10 protein-coding genes are annotated in these 18,016 nt (G+C 71.7%); 6 read left to right on the top strand and 4 right to left on the bottom strand.

The annotated features are described in order from the left end of the window. Window positions 1-79: 79 nt before the first annotated feature. Window positions 80-1,786: a maltose alpha-D-glucosyltransferase gene (gene treS, locus AB0D45_RS07920; RefSeq protein ID WP_362455928.1), complete on the bottom strand. Its 1,707-nt coding sequence runs from the start codon at window positions 1,784-1,786 to the stop codon at window positions 80-82. Continuing rightward, complete coding sequence (locus AB0D45_RS07915; protein ID WP_362455927.1) at window positions 1,783-3,777, bottom strand: alpha-1,4-glucan--maltose-1-phosphate maltosyltransferase; 1,995 nt, start codon at window positions 3,775-3,777, stop codon at window positions 1,783-1,785. Before AB0D45_RS07915 ends, treS begins: the two co-directional genes overlap by 4 nt. A gap of 331 nt (window positions 3,778-4,108) precedes the next feature. Here AB0D45_RS07915 and AB0D45_RS07910 point away from each other — a divergent pair, with 331 nt between their 5' ends. The 3 genes from AB0D45_RS07910 to AB0D45_RS07900 all read left to right on the top strand — a co-directional run bounded on the left by AB0D45_RS07910 (window position 4,109) and on the right by AB0D45_RS07900 (window position 8,183). Next, window positions 4,109-4,708, top strand: a complete 600-nt coding sequence (locus tag AB0D45_RS07910; protein WP_362455925.1) for a GNAT family N-acetyltransferase — start codon at window positions 4,109-4,111, stop codon at window positions 4,706-4,708. Between the two features lie 140 nt (window positions 4,709-4,848). Then, window positions 4,849-7,485: an alpha-glucan family phosphorylase gene (gene glgP, locus AB0D45_RS07905; protein ID WP_362455953.1), complete on the top strand. Its 2,637-nt coding sequence runs from the start codon at window positions 4,849-4,851 to the stop codon at window positions 7,483-7,485. A 191-nt stretch (window positions 7,486-7,676) separates the two neighbouring features. Then, on the top strand, window positions 7,677-8,183 hold the full coding sequence (locus AB0D45_RS07900) for a hypothetical protein (protein WP_362455923.1): 507 nt from the start codon (window positions 7,677-7,679) through the stop codon (window positions 8,181-8,183). A 145-nt stretch (window positions 8,184-8,328) separates the two neighbouring features. On the opposite strand, the gene AB0D45_RS07895 is transcribed toward AB0D45_RS07900, so the two are convergent. Next, complete coding sequence (locus AB0D45_RS07895; RefSeq protein WP_362455921.1) at window positions 8,329-10,596, bottom strand: M4 family metallopeptidase; 2,268 nt, start codon at window positions 10,594-10,596, stop codon at window positions 8,329-8,331. A gap of 383 nt (window positions 10,597-10,979) precedes the next feature. Between AB0D45_RS07895 and AB0D45_RS07890 the strand changes: the two genes are divergently transcribed. Then, window positions 10,980-12,467: a sugar transferase gene (locus AB0D45_RS07890; RefSeq protein ID WP_362455919.1), complete on the top strand. Its 1,488-nt coding sequence runs from the start codon at window positions 10,980-10,982 to the stop codon at window positions 12,465-12,467. A gap of 17 nt (window positions 12,468-12,484) precedes the next feature. Here AB0D45_RS07890 and AB0D45_RS07885 read toward each other — a convergent pair whose 3' ends face one another. Continuing rightward, window positions 12,485-13,429 carry a GDP-L-fucose synthase gene (locus tag AB0D45_RS07885; protein ID WP_362455917.1) on the bottom strand — a complete coding sequence of 315 codons (945 nt, stop codon included), beginning with the start codon at window positions 13,427-13,429 and terminating at the stop codon, window positions 12,485-12,487. A gap of 530 nt (window positions 13,430-13,959) precedes the next feature. Here AB0D45_RS07885 and gmd point away from each other — a divergent pair. Both gmd and AB0D45_RS07875 read left to right on the top strand, forming a co-directional pair. Next, complete coding sequence (gene gmd, locus AB0D45_RS07880) at window positions 13,960-14,973, top strand: GDP-mannose 4,6-dehydratase (protein ID WP_362455915.1); 1,014 nt, start codon at window positions 13,960-13,962, stop codon at window positions 14,971-14,973. Between the two features lie 262 nt (window positions 14,974-15,235). Continuing rightward, on the top strand, window positions 15,236-18,010 hold the full coding sequence (locus AB0D45_RS07875; protein WP_362455913.1) for a LamG-like jellyroll fold domain-containing protein: 2,775 nt from the start codon (window positions 15,236-15,238) through the stop codon (window positions 18,008-18,010). The last annotated feature ends 6 nt before the right edge of the window (window positions 18,011-18,016 follow it).

Below are 18,016 nucleotides of genomic sequence, written 5' to 3'. Positions count from 1 at the left end.
GTGCGAGTGTCGGGTCAGGATGATCCGTACAGGGGGCGGGCCGTTGACCCAAAGGAGTGCCCGCCCCGTACCCGGTCCCTCAGTCGGCGCGCTGGTCGCTGCGGAGCCGGAACCAGTAGAAGCCGTGGCCCGCCAGGGTCAGCAGGTACGGCCACTCGCCGATCGGCGGGAAGCGCACGTCACCCGTGAGCTCCACCGGAACCCGCCCGTTGAACGACCGCAGGTCCAGCTCGGTGGGCTGCGCGAAGCGCGAGAAGTTGTGCACGCACAGCACCAGGTCGTCCCCGAATTCGCGCAGGAACGCGAGCACCGCCGGGTTGGTCGAGGGCAGTTCGGTGTACGAACCGAGCCCGAAGGCGGGGTTCGCCTTGCGGATCTCGATCAGCCTGCGGGTCCAGTGCAGCAGTGACGAGGGCGATGCCATGGCCGCCTCGACATTGGTGACCTGGTACCCGTAGACCGGGTCCATGATGACCGGCAGGTTCAGCCTGCCCGGATCGCAGGAGGAGAAACCGGCGTTGCGGTCGGGAGTCCACTGCATGGGCGTGCGCACGCCGTCGCGGTCGCCGAGCCAGATGTTGTCGCCCATGCCGATCTCGTCGCCGTAGTAGAGCACCGGCGAGCCGGGCAGCGACAGCAGCAGGGCGGTGAACAGCTCCATCTGGTTGCGGTCGTTGTCCAGGAGCGGGGCGAGCCGGCGCCGGATGCCGATGTTCGCCCGCATCCGCGGGTCCTTGGCGTACTCGGCGTACATGTAGTCGCGCTCTTCGTCCGTGACCATCTCGAGGGTGAGTTCGTCGTGGTTGCGCAGGAAGATGCCCCACTGGCAGCGGTCCGGGATCGCCGGGGTCTTGGCCAGGATCTCGGAGACGGGGTAGCGCGACTCTCTTCGTACGGCCATGAAGATGCGCGGCATGACCGGGAAGTGGAAGGCCATGTGGCACTCGTCCCCGCCCTTCGCGAAGTCGCCGAAGTAGTCGACGACGTCCTCGGGCCACTGGTTCGCCTCGGCGAGCAGCACGGTGTCGGGGTAGTGCGCGTCGATCTCCGCCCGGACGCGCTTGAGCAGCGCGTGGGTGCGGGGCAGGTTCTCGCAGTTGGTGCCCTCCTCGGCGTAGAGGTAGGGCACGGCGTCGAGGCGGAAGCCGTCGATGCCGAGGTCCAGCCAGAAGCGCAGCGCCGAGATGATCTCCTCCTGGACGGCCGGGTTCTCGAAGTTGAGGTCCGGCTGGTGCGAGAAGAAGCGGTGCCAGTAGTACTGCTTGCGCAGGGGGTCGTACGTCCAGTTCGAGGTCTCGGTGTCGATGAAGATGATGCGGGCGTCCTGGTACTGCTTGTCGTTGTCGGCCCACATGTAGTAGTCCCCGTACGGTCCGTCCGGGTCCTTGCGCGACTGCTGGAACCACTCGTGCTGGTCGCTGGTGTGGTTCATGACGAAGTCGATGATCACGCGCATGCCGCGGGTGTGCGCGGCGTCCACGAACTCCACGAAGTCGGCGAGGTCGCCGAACTCGGGGAGCACGGAGGTGTAGTCGGAGACGTCGTAGCCGCCGTCTCGCAGCGGTGAGGCGAAGAACGGCGGCAGCCACAGGCAGTCGACGCCGAGCCACTGGAGGTAGTCCAGCTTCGCGGTGAGCCCCTGGAGGTCCCCGACGCCGTCGCCGTTGCTGTCGTGGAAGGAGCGGACGAGGACCTCGTAGAAGACCGCCCGCTTGAACCAGTCGGGATCGCGGTCCTTGGCGGGGGTGTCCTCGAAGGTGTCGTGGACGGGATCGTTGATGATCATGTGGTGGGTGACCCTCCGGTGGGCGGGGACGGTCGCAGGGCGGCCAGGACGTGCGCGGGGCTGCGGCCCGGTTCCAGGCGCACGTAGTTCGCCCTGCCCCAGTGGTAGGTGTCGCCGGTGAGCTCGTCGCGCACCGCGAGGGACCCGTGCCAGTCGAGGCCGAGTACCGGCATGTCCAACGAGACGGTCGCCTCCTGGGTGTGGTGCGGATCGAGGTTGACGACCACCAGTACGGAATTGCCTGCGGAGTGCTTCGAATAGGCGATCACCTGTTCGTTGTCGGTCGGGTGGAAGTGGATGTCGCGCAGCTGCTGGAGGGCCGGATTGCGCCGGCGCACCCGGTTGAGGGTGGTGATCAGCGGGGCGATGGAGCGGCCCTCGCGGTCGGCGGCGGCCCAGTCGCGCGGCCGCAGCTCGTACTTCTCGGAGTCCAGGTACTCCTCGCTGCCCTCCCGGACCGGCTCGTTCTCGCAGAGCTCATAGCCCGCGTAGACGCCCCAGGTGGGGGAGAGGGTGGCGGCGAGGACCGCCCGGACCTCGAAGGCGGCCCGGCCGCCCTTCTGGAGGTACTCGTGGAGGATGTCGGGCGTGTTGACGAAGAAGTTCGGCCGCATCACGGAGGCCGAGTGGGTGCCCGACAGCTCGGTCAGGTATTCGGTCAGCTCGGCCTTGGTGTTGCGCCAGGTGAAATAGGTGTACGACTGCTGGAAGCCGACCGAGGCGAGCGCGCGCATCATGGCGGGCCGGGTGAAGGCTTCCGCCAGGAAGATCACGTCGGGGTCGGACTTGTTGATCTCCGCGATCACCTTCTGCCAGAACACGACCGGCTTGGTGTGCGGATTGTCGACGCGGAAGATCCGCACGCCGTGGTCCATCCAGTGGCGCAGGATCCGGACCGTCTCCTGGACGATGCCGGCCATGTCCGCGTCGAAGTGGATCGGGAAGATGTCCTGGTACTTCTTCGGCGGGTTCTCCGCGTACGCGATGGTCCCGTCGGCCCGGTGGCGGAACCACTCCGGGTGCTTCTCCACCCACGGGTGGTCGGGGGAGCACTGGAGGGCGAAGTCGAGGGCGATCTCCATGCGCAGGTCACGGGCGCGCGCGACGAAGGCGTCGAAGTCCTCCAGGGTGCCGAGGTCGGGGTGGACGGCGTCGTGGCCGCCCTCCGTCGACCCGATCGCCCAGGGCACGCCCGGATCCCAACTCCCCGCGGAGAGGGTGTTGTTGGGGCCCTTGCGGAACGTCGACCCGATCGGGTGGATCGGCGGCAGGTAGACCACGTCGAAACCCATGGCGGCGATGGCCGGCAGCCGCTCGGCGGCGGTGCGGAAGGTCCCGCTGACCGGGGGCTTGCCGGGCTCCAGCACCGCTCCCTCGGAGCGGGGGAACATCTCGTACCAGGAACCGAAGAGGGCCCGCTTGCGTTCGACCATCAGGGCCAGCGGCTTGGCGGCCGTGACCAGCTCCCGGTACGGGCGCCGGGCGAGCGCCGCGTCCACCGCGGGTGCGAGCGCGGCCGCGTACCGCTGCGCGGCCGGGCGGTCCTCGTCGCGCATCGCGTCGGCGGCGGCCAGCACGGCTTCGCGGCCGTCCCGCTTGGGAATCCTGGCGGCCGCGCGCTCGTAGAGCTCCGCGCCCTCCAGGAGGGTCAGCCCGGTGTCGAGGTCCGCCGGGATCTTCACCGCGGCATGGGCCCGCCAGGTGGCGACCGGATCGCTCCACGCCTCGACGGTGTACGTCCACCTCCCCTCGACCTCGGCGGACACCCGCGCCCCCCACCGGTCGGTGCCGGGGGCGAGTTCGCGCATCGGGACCGGTGGGCGCAGCCGCCCGGTCGGGTCCCGCAGGACGACATGGGCGGAGACGGCGTCGTGGCCCTCGCGGAACACGGTGGCGGAGATCTCGAAGACCTCGTCGACGACCGCCTTGGCGGGTCTGGCGCCGCAGTCGACGGCGGGGCGGACGTCCAGCACGGGAATGCGACCGATCATGATGGGATCACCTGGGGGCAGTTCGCAGGGCTCGGTGACGGGCCAGCCGGAATCGCGGCTGGTAGTGCACGCTCTGTTCGCTCTGTTTCTAGCCGCTCGGAAGACGGCTGGGCTGCGGGCATGGCCGCTCCTGTCCGCGTTCACTCGGGTGGCGGGGAAAGGTTGTGGGCGGGTGCGCCGTGCGTGTATCGCGTGTACCCGCTCAGCCCTTCCCATTCACGACCCGCCCAATCCGAGCTCTCGGCCAACTACTCGTACGTAGCCGGAAGCGACCCTTCGGCGAGCGGCTCGGCGTGCGCCGAGGCTCCGTCAAGTCGGGGAGAATGTACCGGTGGACACCGGAACACCACCCGCCCCCCGAGTCCCTCCGACCGCTTCCGCCCCCTGGGGCACGGCCGCCCAGCCGGTGTTCGCGCTGCCCTGCGGGATGGTGCTGAGGCCCTGGCGGGAGGCGGACGCCCCCGTGCCGGCCGCCGCGTACGAGGACCCCGACATTCGGCACTGGAACCGGCCGGAGCCCGAGACCCCGGCCTCGGCGGCCGCCCGGATCGCCCGCTGGAACCGGCGGTGGACCGAGCAGCGGGCGGCCGTCTGGGCGGTGGCCGCGTCACCCGGCGCCCCGGCCGTGGGCCTGACCGGCCTCGCCGACGTCGACGCGGCGGGCGGCAGCGCGGAATTCGTGTACTGGCTGCTGCCGGCCGGACGCGGCCGCGGCGTCATGCCGCAGGCGGTGGCCGCGGTGTCCGAGTGGGCCTTCCGCACGGCCGGCCTGCACCGCCTGCGGATCTGCCATTCGGTGGCCAACCCGGCCTCCTGCGCCGTCGCCCTGAAGGCCGGCTTCCCCCTGGAGGGCACGATGCGCGGCGCCCTGCGACACGCCGACGGCTGGCACGACGAGCACCTGCACGCCCGCCTGGCGACCGACGCCTGACGACCCGTCCGCGACGCCTGGCCGGCAGGAGGCGGGATGGCCGGGGAGCGGGAGACGGCCTAACCTTCCGGGGGGCGACGCGCGGGCACACAGCGTGGTGCGGTCGCTCCGATCCGTCATCCCCTGCCAAGGTGGAGCGTGTGAAGGCCATCCGTCGATTCACCGTGCGCCCCGTCCTCCCCGACCCCCTGATGCCGCTCTCCGACCTCGCGCGCAACCTGCGCTGGTCTTGGCATACGGAAACCCGTGAACTCTTCCATTCCGTCGACCCCGAAGGCTGGCAGGCCGCCGGCGGCGACCCCGTCCGGCTGCTCGGCGCCGTGCCCGCCTCCCGGCTCGAGGAACTCGCCGGCGACCGGCGGTTCCTGCGGCGGCTCGCCGTCGCCGCCGCCGACCTCGAGGACTACCTCCACGGCGGGAGGTGGTACCAGACCGCCGAGAACCACGCCGAGCTCCCCGCCGCCATCGCCTACTTCTCCCCCGAGTTCGGCATCACCGCCGCCCTGCCCCAGTACTCCGGCGGTCTGGGGATCCTCGCCGGGGACCACCTCAAGGCCGCCAGCGACCTCGGTGTCCCGGTCATCGGCGTCGGCCTGCTCTACCGGCACGGCTACTTCCGCCAGTCGCTCTCCCGCGACGGCTGGCAGCAGGAGCACTACCCGGTGCTGGACCCCCACGAGCTGCCCCTGTCCCTGCTGCGGCAGGAGGACGGCGCCCCCGCCCGGGTGTCGCTGACCCTGCCCGGCGGGCGGTCGTTGCACGCGCACATCTGGCAGGCCCGGGTGGGACGCGTACCGCTGCTCCTGCTCGACTCCGACGTCGAGGACAACGACCCCGCCGCCCGCGACGTGACCGACCGCCTCTACGGCGGCGGCAGCGACCACCGGCTGCTCCAGGAGATGCTGCTGGGCATCGGCGGGGTCCGGGCCGTGCGGACGTACTGCCGGATCACCGGCCACGCCGACCCCGAGGTATTTCACACCAACGAGGGACACGCCGGCTTCCTCGGCCTGGAACGCATGAGGGAACTGGAGGGCGAGCACGACCTCGGCTTCGACGCCGCGCTCGAAGCCGTCCGCGCCGGAACCGTGTTCACCACGCACACCCCCGTCCCCGCCGGCATCGACCGCTTCGAGCGCTCGCTCGTCGCCCGGCACTTCGGCGAGGGCGGCGAGCTCCCCGGCGTGCCGGTCGAGCGGATCCTGGAGCTGGGCGCCGAGTCGTACCCAGGCGGCGACCCCGGCGTGTTCAACATGGCCGTCATGGGCCTGCGCCTCGCCCAGCGCGCCAACGGGGTCTCCACCCTGCACGGCGCGGTCAGCCGGGGCATGTTCGCCGGGCTCTGGCCGGGCTTCGACGCCGCCGACGTGCCCATCGCCTCCGTGACCAACGGGGTGCACGCCCCGACCTGGGTCGCCCCCGAGGTCATGCGGCTCGGCGCCCGGCAGATCGGGGCCGGGCGGACCGAGGACGCCCTCGCGGTGGGCGCCTCCGCCCGCTGGGACGCCGTCGCGCAGATCGCCGACCAGGACGTGTGGGACGTACGCCGGGCCCTGCGCGAGCAGCTGGTCCAGGAGGTGCGCGACCGGCTGCGCGCCTCGTGGAAGCAGCGCGGGGCCGCCGACACCGAACTGGGCTGGGTGGACTCCGTCCTCGACCCGGACGTGCTCACCATCGGCTTCGCCCGGCGCGTGCCCTCGTACAAGCGGCTGACGCTGATGCTGCGCGACCCGGAGCGGCTGCGCCGGCTGCTGCTGGACCCGGACCGCCCGGTGCAGATCGTCGTCGCGGGCAAGGCGCACCCGGCCGACGACGGCGGCAAGCGGCTCGTGCAGGAGCTGGTGCGCTTCTCCGACGACCCGCGCGTGCGCCACCGGATCGTCTTCCTGCCGGACTACGGCATGGCCATGGCGCAGAAGCTCTACCCGGGCTGCGACGTCTGGCTGAACAACCCGCTGCGGCCCCTGGAGGCCTGCGGCACCAGTGGGATGAAGGCCGCCCTGAACGGCTGCCTGAACCTGTCGGTCCTGGACGGCTGGTGGGACGAGTGGTTCGAGCCCGACTTCGGCTGGGCCATCCCCACCGCCGACGGGCTCGGGACGGACGAGGACCGCCGCGACGACCTGGAGGCGGCCGCCCTCTACGAGCTGATCGAGGAGCGGGTCGCGCCCCGCTTCTACGACCGGGACGGACGGGCCGGCCTGCCCGTGCGGTGGATCGAGATGGTCCGGCGCACCCTGGTCTCCCTGGGCCCGAAGGTGCTCGCGGGGCGGATGGTGCGGGAGTACGTGGAGCGGCTCTACACCCCCGCCGCGCTCTCCCACCGGGCCCTGACCCCGCCCGCCGCCCGGGACCTCGCCTGGTGGAAGGGGCGCGTCCGGGCGTCCTGGCCGCAGGTCGCCGTCGAGCACGTGGAGGCCGTCGCCGCCACGCCCGTGGGCGGCACGGCCGAACTGGGGGCCACCCTCACCCTGCGGGTGCGGGTGGCGCTGGACACGCTCGCGGCGGAGGACGTGGAGGTGCAGGCCGTCGCGGGCCGGGTCGACGCCCAGGACGTGATCCGGGACGGGCGGGTCTTCCCGCTCAAGCCCGCCGCCGGGCCCGACCTGGACGGCCGCTGGGTGTACGAGGGCCCGCTCGCCCTCGACCGCACCGGGCCCTTCGGGTACACCGTGCGGGTCCTGCCGGCGCACCCGCTGCTGGCGACCCCGGCCGAGCTGGGCCTGGTCGCCGCCCCGGTGGACACCGGGGAGCGCGGCGGGGTCCTGCTGCGCTGAGGGCGCCCGGCCGGCGTCCGCCGCCCCGGTGCCCGTACGTCCGTACGGGCACCGGGGCGGCCGCGCGCCGGGAGGGTGAACCTTCGAACGCGCTGTGCATGGCGGCCGCCGCGGCCGGCCGGTCCGCTCCTAGGCTGCCCCGGGACGTCCACCGGAACAGGTCTCCCCGCACCCGAGAAACGGACCTTCACATGCGTCTTCGCTCCACCGCCGCGGCCGCCCTCCTCGCCTCCCTCGCGCTCGTCCTGCCCGCCGCCGGCCAGTCCCTCGCCAACGACCACGACCGCGACACCCTCGGCGAGCTGCGCTACCGGTTCACGGACGGCAACGGCGACGTGCGCCGCGCGTCGATCGAGCCCGCCGACAACGACACCTGCTACCGGCTGACGCACACCTCGTCGAACCGGTCCGCCTTCTGGGTGGAGAACGACACGGAGTCCATCGCCGTCCTCTTCCGGGACAGCACCTGCGGCGGTGAGGCCCAGGAGGTCCTCGAACCCGGGGAGCGGGCGCGCGACCTGTCGGTGCGGTCGGTGCTCTTCAAGCCGAGCGGGCACCACCACGGCAACCACGACGGCCGTGACGACTGGTCGGACGACTGGTCGGACGACGAGGACCGCGGCATCGCCCGCCCCGGGCAGGGCCGCGGCCCCGTCGGGGGCGACTACGTCCGGAACGTCCTGCGCCGCGTGGGCTGAGCGGCGCGGGGCGAACGGAAGGGCCCGCCACCCCGTGCGGGGTGGCGGGCCCTCCTCGTGGAACAGGGCCGCCCGGGGAGGTCTTCTCCCGGGCGGCCCCGTGGTCTGGCGGTTCAGCGGTGGTTCACATCCGGCCCCGGCGGGGTCAGAAGGTGAGCTTCCAGCTGTCGATCTTGCCGGTGTCCAGGCTCGCGTTGTCGTTGACCCGGAGCTTCCACACGCCCTGGGCGACCTCGGTGGAGGCGTCCACCGTGTAGCTCTTGACGATGTTGTCCGCACTGCCGCCGGAGCGGTTGTGCAGGTTGTAGACGCTGCCGTCGGGCGCGACCAGGTCGACCTTCAGGTCACCGATGTAGGTGTGGACGATGTTGACGTCCACCTTGAGCGTGCTCGGGGCGTTGCCGGTACGGGTCACCGTGATCGGGGACTCGACGGTCGCGTTGTCGGCGATCGCGTAGTCGGCGGTGTTCTCGAACACGTTCTGCTGGGAGGTGCCGACGGTCCAGGTGAAGGACGCCGTACCCGTCTTGGCCGCGGAGTCGGTCACCGTGACGGTCACGTTGGACGTGCCCGCGGTGGTGGCCGTACCCGAGATCAGACCGGTCGAGGAGTTGATCGACAGGCCGGCCGGCAGGCCGGTCGCCGCGTAGCTCAGCGCACCCGGGTTGGTGCTGCTCGCCTGGACCTGGAGGCTCACGGCGGTGTTGACCTGGGTGGTCTGGTTGGCGATCGGGCTGACCGTCACACCGCTCGTGACGCGCGGGCCGACGTTGATGGCGGCCCAGGCGTTGGCGACGTTGTTGTACGTGGCCGAGCCCTGGCCGTACAGGTCGGCGGCGGCCTTCAGCGTCTGGACGCGGGCGTCGGCGTAGTTGGTGGTCGACTTGAAGTAGCCCACCGTCAGCGCGCGGAACCAGATCTTCGCGGCGGCCTCGCGGCCGATCGCGGTGACCGGGAGGCCGTCGGAGGTCGGCGAGTCGTAGCTCACGCCGTTGATGACCTTGGCGCCGGAGCCCTCGGAGGCCAGGTAGAACCAGTGGTTGGCCGGGCCCGAGGAGTAGTGGACGTCGACGCCGCCGATGCCCGAGTACCAGGCGTCCTTGGAGGAGCCGTCCTTGCTCGGCTTGTCCATGTAGCGCAGCGGGGTGCCGTTGCCCCGGATGTCGATCTTCTCGCCGACCAGGTAGTCGCCGACGTCCTGCGGGTTGTTGGCGTTGAACTCGACCGCCGCCGCCATGATGTCGGAGGTGGCCTCGTTCAGACCGCCGGGCTCACCGCTGTAGGTCATGTTGCCGGTGACCGAGGTCAGACCGTGGGTCATCTCGTGCGCGGCCACGTCGATCGAGGTGAGCGGCTTGGTGTTGCCGTCGCCGTCGCCGTAGGTCATGCAGAAGCAGCTGTCGTCCCAGAAGGCGTTCACGTACGCGTTGCCGTAGTGGACCCGGCTGTACGGGGCGACGCCGTCGTTGCGCAGGCCGTTGCGGCCGTGGACGTTCTTGTAGTAGTCCCACGTGACCTGGGCGCCGTAGTGGGCGTCCGCGCCGGCGGTCTCCGCGTTGGAGGCGGCGCCGTTGCCCCAGATGTCGTCCGGGCCGGAGAACAGCGTGCCGGTGCCGGAGGTGCCCCGGTTCAGGTTGTAGGTCTTGTGGCTGCCGCGGCCGGCGTCGGTCAGCGTGTAGCTGCTGCCCGACTGCGAGGTGCCGAGGGTGACCTGGCCGCTGTACTGGGTGTTGCCGGTGCCGGTCTCGATGGCCTGCCACTGGGTGATCTTCGCGCCGGTCTTGGCGTTGGTGATCACGTGCAGCCGGCTCGGGGTGCCGTCGTCCTGGAGGCCGCCGACGATGGTCTCGTAGGCCAGGACCGGAACGCCGTCCGCGGCCCAGACGACCTTGCGGGCGCCCTTGTCGGCCTTGGACTCCTTGGAGCCCTCGGCGTTCGCGGCGGCGACGGCCTGGCCCTCCGCGGCGGACGGGGTGACCGTGGCGTCGGTGTCCGAGACCTTGATCTCGTGCTGGGTCGCCTTGGTGACGCTCTTGGTGACGCCGCTCTTGGCGTGGACGGTGAGGTCACCGCCGAGCACGGGCAGACCGTCGTAGGTCCGCTCGTACGTCGTGTGGGTGGTGCCGTCCGCGTCCTTGACCACATCGCGGACGATCAGCTTCTCGCCGCCGCCGAGACCGAGCGCCTTGGCGGCCTGGGCGGAGGTGGAGTTGGCCTCGGCGAGGAGCGTCGCACGCTCCGAAGCGCTGAGTACGAGGTTGGCCGCGCCCGGGTTGGGCTGGGCCGCCGTGCGGGCCTGCGACGCGGTGGCGTCGGCGGTGGCGGTGCCGGACTGTATGCCTACGGCGAGCAGGGCCGCCGCGGCTACGAGCGCGCCGGCCGCGGTGGCACGCCTCTGGGGGGTGGGACTCAACGCAGACTCCTTCTGCAAGGGGGGGTTCCGGATGGCTGGGTGGGCCTCCGGGCAGATCAGGGCTGGTGCGATGAACGGATCGAAGAGTGCCAGCTGCGGGCTGTGATGTCAGGGCCACATCAAAAGGTTGGCTGGAAACAGTCCGTTGTCCGAAGAGACGTATCCGGTATCCGGACCATTCACCTTCGTGGGGGAAGGGAGCCGGTGGCGGCCGGTGCGGCTGCCGCCGGGTGTCAACGCCTGGGCAACGAGAGGTCTCGTTCACCCGAACGGCACCTACCGTACGGGTGTTTGTCGTACTGTTTGCCGGTGCGACAGACGCCCGCCGCCAGGGGAAGCGGCAGGCAGGCGCCACCGACATAGACCACGTGCCAGGGGGGCCCATGAGGCATGTCCGTTTTCCTGCGCAAAGGGTGGCCCCGGAGGCCGCCGGGTCCGAGGGGCCCGCGGCGGCCCCGGTCCGGCGGCTGTGCGACAAGGCGCGGTGGTACCTGCCCGCGGCCGTGACCGCCGACCTCGCCGGCGCCGCCGTGCCCGTCGGCCTGGTCTTCGGGGCCGCCCAGCAGGCCAGGCCGGAGTACTGCGCCCTCGGCGCGGCCCTCGCCTGGACCGGCGTACAGGCCCTGCGCCGACGCTACGCGGCCCGCGCGCTCGGCGAATCCCGCGGGGTGCTGCCCGTCGTGCACGACTGGCTCATTCTGATCGGTGTCCTGGCCGTCGTCCGCGTGGTGACGGGGGAGGAGACCCCCCGGCTCGCGGCCCTGGGGGCACTGCTGCCCGCGCTGCTCGTCACCGTCGCCTGCCACAAACTGACGTACCACCACCTGTCAGCGGCCCGGCGCGAGGCGCAGGCCGTCAGCCGGGTGCTGGTGGTGGGGGAGCCCGCCGCGGCCGAGCACGTCATCGCGCACCTGGCCGCGCGCACCGACCACCCGTACGTCGTCGTCGGCGTGGTCCCGGTCGGCGAGGGACCCCTGGTGGGCGGGATGCCCGTCGCGGCCCGGCTGGACGCCTCGATGCCCGGGGCGCCGAACGGGGACTCCGCCGCCGTGCTGGCCGCCGTCCGCAGCCACCACGCCGACCTGGTGCTGGTCGCGCCCGGGGCGCGGATCGCGGGGGAGCGGCTGCGCCGGGTGGCCTGGGCCCTGCACGACGAAGGCCTCGACCTGGCCGTCTTCCCCGGGCTGGTGGAGGTCTCCGTCAAGCGGCTGGAGACCCTGTCGGCCGGCGGGCTCGCCGTCCTGCGGGTCGCGCCGCCCGTGCGGCGGGGGGTGCAGCCCCTGCTCAAGTCGGTGCTCGACCGGACGGGGGCCGCCGTCGGACTGCTCGTGCTGGCGCCGCTGTTCCTCGGGCTGGTGCTGGCCGTCCGGCTCGGCTCGCCCGGCCCGGCCTTCTACAGCCAGCGGAGGATCGGGCGTGACGGGGTCCCCTTCGTCATGTGGAAGTTCCGCACGATGGTGGTGGACGCCGACCGGCGCAAGGCCGACCTGGCGGTGGCCAACGAGAACGACGGCCCGATGTTCAAGATGCGCCGCGATCCCCGGGTCACCCGGGTGGGCCGGCTGCTGCGCCGGACCTCCCTGGACGAACTGCCCCAGCTGGTCAACGTACTGACGGGCAGCATGTCGCTGGTCGGGCCGCGCCCGCCGCTGCCGGAGGAGGTGGCGGAGTACGACGAGGTCGAGCTGCGCCGGCTCAGCGTACGGCCCGGGATGACGGGGCTGTGGCAGATCAGCGGACGGTCGGACCTGTCCTGGGACGAAACGATTCAGCTTGATCTCCAGTACGTCGACAACTGGTCCTTCACCAGTGACGTCGACGTCATGGGCCGTACCCTCCGCGCCGTCGTCGACGGCCGCGGAGCGTACTGAGGGGCCGGCGCGTGAGATCAGCCCTGGTCGAGCCACCAGCGGTAGGTGGCGTCGATGCCGTCGCGCAGCGCGATGCCCGGCTTCCAGCCCAGCGAGGTCAGGCGGGAGACGTCGAGCAGCTTGCGGGGCGTCCCGTCCGGCTTCGTGGTGTCCCAGGCCAGCCGGCCCTCGAAGCCGGTCACCTCGGCGACGGTCTCGGCCAGCGCCTTGATGGTCAGGTCCTCGCCGCAGCCGATGTTGACGGGCTCGTCCCCGTCGTAGCGCTCCAGCAGTACCGCGCAGGCGGCCGCGAGGTCGCCCACGTGGAGGAACTCCCGCCGGGGCGTGCCCGATCCCCAGAGGGTGACCTCCTCGCGGCCTTCGGCGGCGGCCTCGTGGAAGCGGCGGATGAGGGCCGGCAGCACGTGCGAGGACTCCAGGTCGAAGTTGTCGCCCGGGCCGTAGAGGTTCGTGGGCATGGCCGAGATGTAGGAGGCCCCGTACTGCCTGCGGTACGACTGGACCTGCACGATGCCGGCGATCTTCGCGAGGGCGTACGCCTCGTTGGTGGGCTCCAGCGGGCCGGTCAGCAGGGCGTCCTCGCTGATGGGCTGCGGGGCCAGCTTCGGGTAGATGCAGGAGGAGCCGAGGAACAGCAGCCGGCCCACGCCGGCGGCGTACGACCCGGAGACGACGCTCAGCTGGATGCGGAGGTTGTCCTCCAGGAACTGCACCGGGTACGTGCTGTTGGCCATGATCCCGCCGACCTTGGCAGCGGCCAGGACGACCGCGTCCGGGCGGACGTCCCGCAGGTACGCACCGGTCGCGGCGGCGTCGCGCAGGTCGAGGTCGGCGCGGCCGCGGGTGAGCACCTCGTGGCCGTCGGCGGTCAGGCGGCGGGCGACGGCGGACCCCACGAGGCCGCGGTGTCCGGCGACGAAGACGCGGGCGTGCGGGGGCAGCAGGGGCTGCGAACTTGTCATACCGCCGATGATGCCAGTCCGCTGCCGCGGGCTCCCCGGGGAGGCCGGGGCCCGTGCGCGCCGTCCCCGGGTGCACCGGGCCGTCCGCCCGGGGCGCCTCGCACGGGCGCGCCGCCGTTGCCGGGGCATGCTCCGGAGCGCCGGGCCCCGTCGGCGTCCGAGGCGCTGCCCGCCGAGCGGCCGGGCCACAAGTGCCTGTGCCCGAACGGCGGTTGCCGCCCACAGATCGACGGGGCCGGGGCGTGCGGCACCATCCCGCGCCGAGGCGCGCGGGGCCGGGCGTGTACGGTACGCATCCAGCCGCGGACCAGGGGCGGGCCGCCCGGCCCGCCGCCGGCCGAGGGCCGTGCCGCAGGGGCCGTCGGGGGCCCTGCGCCCCGACGCCCGACGGGCGGCCGCCCGGCCAGGGGCGGCGACCGTCAACCGGCCGGCGACCACCGGCCACGGCCGGGCTCGACCAGGAGCGCCGGCACCCCGGACGGACCATCCGGACCGCATCGGAACAGCAACCACTTCCAGGGGGATACCACATGGGCAAGATCGCACTGATCACCGGCGTCACCGGGCAGGACGGCTCGTACCTCGCCGAGCTCCTGCTCTCCAAGGGCTACACGGTGCACGGGCTCGTGCGGCGGTCCTCCAGCTTCAACACGGAGCGGATCGACCACGTCTACCAGGACCCCCACACCGCGGACCGGTCCTTCTTCCTGCACCACGCCGACCTCTCCGACGGCGTCGCACTGGTGAACCTGCTGCGCGACATACGCCCCGACGAGGTCTACAACCTGGGCGCCCAGTCGCACGTCCGCGTCTCCTTCGACGCCCCCCTCTACACGGGCGACGTGACCGGCCTCGGCGCGCTGCGCCTGCTGGAGGCCATCCGGGCCAGCGGCGTGGACACCCGGATCTACCAGGCCTCGTCGTCCGAGATGTACGGCGCCACCCCGCCCCCGCAGAACGAGGACACCCCCTTCCACCCGCGCAGCCCGTACGGGGCGGCCAAGGTCTTCGGGTACTGGACCACGGTCAACTACCGCGAGGCGTACGACATGTTCGCCGTCAACGGGATCCTCTTCAACCACGAGTCCCCCCGCCGCGGCGAGACCTTCGTGACCCGCAAGATCACCCGCGCCGTGGCCCGCATCAAGGCCGGGCTCCAGGAGCACCTGTACCTCGGCAACCTCGACGCCGTCCGCGACTGGGGCTACGCCCCCGAGTACGTGGACGCGATGTGGCGGATGCTCCAGCAGGACGAGCCGACCGACTACGTGGTCGCCACCGGAGTCGCCGCCACCGTGAGGGAGTTCGTCGAGTCCTCCTTCGCCCACGCGGGCCTCGACTGGACCGAGCACGTGCGGTACGACGCCAAGTACGAGCGTCCCAGCGAGGTCGACGCCCTCATCGGGGACGCCTCCAAGGCGCGGGAGATCCTCGGCTGGAAGCCGTCGGTCCTGGTGCCCGAACTCGCCCGGATCATGGTCGATGCCGACGTCCGGCAGGTCGAGGACCAGCTGGCGGGCGCGACGGTGCGCATCGACCGCTGAACCCCTCGTCCTGACCTAGGATTTGACGCGTTCCGGCCACCTCCGCACGCCCGGCCAGGGCTTCGTGCGGGGTGTGGACGGGACCACACCCGCCATATGTGTCCCTCGTGCGCCTGCCACGCTGAACTCCGTTGATTCCAAGTTGGTATGCAACGGGTCAAGTGAGGTGACCGGGCTCTCGCGTGAGCCCTAGTCTGCGCCAGTACATATGGCTGTTCGGATAGTTCCAGCCATCAAACCGGGCACTAGCCCTGGGGGGCTCATGCGTAGATCCAGAGGGCTGACTGCTGCCCTCGCCCTGTCACTCGCCGGCGCCGGCACCGGTCTCGGCCTGGTGCTGATGCCGCAGGCGTCCGCCATCACCCCGCCGGTGGCGTTCACCGCCGACGAGCTGCCCACCTGGCAGCCGAACGGCGTCGTCTTCGCGATGGACCAGGCGAACGGCACCGTCTTCGCCGGCGGCACCTTCTCGGCGGTCCGCCCGCCGGACGCCGTCGGCGGCACCGAGCAGGAGGCCGTGAACTTCGTCGCGCTCGACGCCGCGACGGGCGCCCCCACCTCCTGCAAGCTGGCCTTCACCGTCGGCGACGGCAGCGCGACCGTCCGGGCGTTGGCCGTCTCCAAGGACAAGAAGACCCTGTACGCGGGCGGCTACTTCGGCGCCGTCAACGGCACCCCCGTCTCCAGCCTCGCGGCGATCGACATCGAGACCTGCACCCCCAGGGCCTCCTTCCACCCGGGCGTACCCGCCACCGTGCGCGCGCTCGACGTCACCGACGACACCCTGTACGTGGCCGGCGACTTCACCACCGTCGAGGGCCAGATCCGCGAGCGGTTCGCCGCGGTCGACGCCGCCTCCGGTGCCCTGAGGCCCTTCACCGCCAACGCGGACGAGCCCGCCCGGGCGGTCAAGGTCAGCAACGACGGCAAGAAGGTCCTGCTCGGCGGCGACTTCTTCACGGTCAACGGCGCCAACTCCCACGCGCTGGCCGTCGTCGACGCCACCACGGGCGCGGTCGCCAAGACCTACTCCACCATCCCCTCCAACTCGGTCGTCAAGCACATCTCGGCCGACGCGACGGGCTACTACGCCGCCAACGAGGGCTCCGGCGGCGGCGTCTTCGACGGCCGCCTCGGCCTGAACCCCGACTTCAACGAGAAGTGGCGCGACCGCTGCCTCGGCGCGACCCAGTACGTGCTGCCGTACGACGGAGTGCTCTACAGCTCCTCCCACGCGCACGACTGCTCCACCGAGCTGGAGTTCCCCGACGGCAAGCGCAACTTCTTCCTGGCCCAGCCCACCGACCACACCGGAGCCGCCCCCGCGCCCGTGGACGGCTTCGTCCGCGGTCCGCGCAAGCTCGGCTGGCACCCCACCGCCAACGACGGCATCGGCGAGGGCATCGGCCCGCGCGTCATGTCCGTGGCCGAGAAGGACGGCGTCAAGTACCTGTGGGCGGGCGGCGAGTTCACCCTCATCAACGGCCAGCCGCAGCAAGGTCTGACCCGCTTCGCGAACACCGGCGACACCGGCGCGCCCACCACCCCGTCCGCCTCCGCCGCGAGCGTCAGGCCCGGTGAGGTCCAGGTCCGCTGGCGCACCAGCTACGACCAGGACGACAGCAAGCTGACCTACCGGATCTACCGCAATGGCTCGGCCACCCCGATCCACACCATGACCGCCGACTCCCTGGAGTTCGAGCGGCCGCAGGCCTCCTGGAACGACACCACCGTGAAGGCCGGCCAGTCCTACACCTACCGGGTGACCGCCACCGACGCCGCCGGCAACACCAGCGCCCTGTCGGCGAACGTCTCCGTGACCGTCCCGACGACCGCCGCGGCGTACCCGGAGAAGGTCCGCGCGGACGGCGCCCAGCTGTACTGGCGCTACGACGACACGGTCAGCCCGTACGTCGCGGACTCCTCCGACGGCGGCAACACCAGCGGCATCCAGGTCAGCGCCCCGGCGCTGCGCCAGAGCCCGGGCGCGGTCACCGGCACCAGCACGGCGATGGGCTTCAACGGCACCAGCCAGCAGGTGTACAGCGACCACCGCCAGACCGTCGGCAGCTCCTTCACGGTCGAGACGTGGTTCAGGACGAACACCACCCGCGGCGGCAAGCTCATCGGCTTCGGCAACAACACGGTCAACAGCAGCGGCTCGTACGACAAGCAGCTGTACATGACCAACACCGGCCGCCTGGTCTTCGGCGTCTACAACGGCTCGGCCCGCACCATCAGCACCGGCCTGTTCGAGACGTACAACGACAACAAGTGGCACCACGTCGTCGGCACGCAGGGCCCCGGCGGCATGACCCTCTACGTGGACGGCCAGAACAAGGGCACGAACAGCGCCACGACCTCCACCCCGTACGCCGGCTACTGGCACGTCGGCGGCGACAACCTCAGCAGCTGGCCGAACCGCCCGACGAGCAACTTCTTCGCCGGCCAGATCGACGAGACCGCCGTCTACCCGACGGCGCTCAGCCAGGCCCAGGTCAAGTCCCACTACGACCTGGCCAAGGCGCCGGTCGACACGGTCGCCAAGGCCGCCGCGACCGAGGACACCTACATCAACCAGGGTGCGCCGGGCACGGCCTACGGCACCTCGGCCTCGCTCGCGGTCCGCGGCACCTCCGCGTACGAGACGTACCTGCGCTTCACCCTCCCGGCCGCCCCGGCCGGACAGGTCCTGAAGGCCGCCTCCCTCCAGTTCAAGACCTCCACGCAGAGCGGTGCGGGCACCGCCGACACCGTCTCCGTGGTTCCGGTCACCGGCACCTGGAGCGGGGGCGGGACGACGTACAACACCAAGCCCACCCTCGGCACCACCCCGCTCGGCAGCATCGCGGGCGTGCCGGACGGCTCGGCCGTGCAGAACGTCGAACTGGACACCGCCGCGGTCTCCGCGGTGCTGGGCAGCAGCTACAGCCTCGGCCTGACCAGCACGGGCACCGACCCGCTCTGGCTCTGGTCCTCGGAGTCGACCGCCACGGACGCCGTTCCGCAGCTGGTCCTCACCTTCGGCCAGAAGTAACCGCCT

It is taken from the genome of Streptomyces sp. NPDC048352 (genome assembly GCF_040651895.1).
Lineage (GTDB): Bacteria > Actinomycetota > Actinomycetes > Streptomycetales > Streptomycetaceae > Streptomyces.
The sequence above is the reverse complement of the archived record's forward strand: the minus strand, read 5'-3'. Positions and strand labels throughout refer to the sequence as shown.